Annotated in this window: 1 protein-coding gene; it reads right to left on the bottom strand. The window is 42.0% G+C overall.

The window, feature by feature from the left end; genetic code table 11:
* Nucleotides 1-292: 292 nt before the first annotated feature.
* On the bottom strand, nt 293-567 hold a 275-nt coding region (locus AC1DLB_RS31700; protein ID WP_477786493.1), incomplete at its 5' end, for a hypothetical protein.

The raw sequence follows: 567 nt of genomic DNA, 5'->3' as shown, positions 1-567 counted from the left end.
ATCATTACCCAACAAATGATCATCTATATATTGCAATTTTTGCTGATTAGAGAAAACGGGGCCCGACCACGTTTTTCAGATCATTATTGAATCGTGGTCGGGCCCCACTTCATTTCTTTACAGATAATTATTGAAGCGTGGTCTGTCCCCATTTCATGCGATAAATGTAATATGTGTATGCTTTTTCGTTCGCAACAACCATTAACACAAGTACCATTCGGGACAGATTTATTTATCGAAAGTTAAATCCATCTCACAAATAAATCCGCCCCCTTTACGCCTGTTAAGAGCATTAGCGCGTATCACAGCTCGGCCCACTGAGCGCTTCACCGTCAATCTTAAACTTACATACCTCAGTAATGTCTGCGCCCTGTGTTAGAGACATAAGAGTTAGAGTGAATAAAAGTTCATTATTGGAAAACTCTCCTTTTTCCAGCACAACCTCCGAGAAATCGGTGTTGAAGCCTTTTCCAGAAATACTGCAAAAATCCATTGAGTTACTGGCAGCACCTTTGCCACCTGGCTTTAGGACCTGAACTTTTATGCAAGGGCTGCCCAGCGACTGAT

Source organism: Pseudomonas sp. 05N434 (assembly GCF_056396965.1).
Note: the sequence above shows the minus strand (reverse complement) of the source record. Positions and strands in the feature narration are given on the sequence as shown.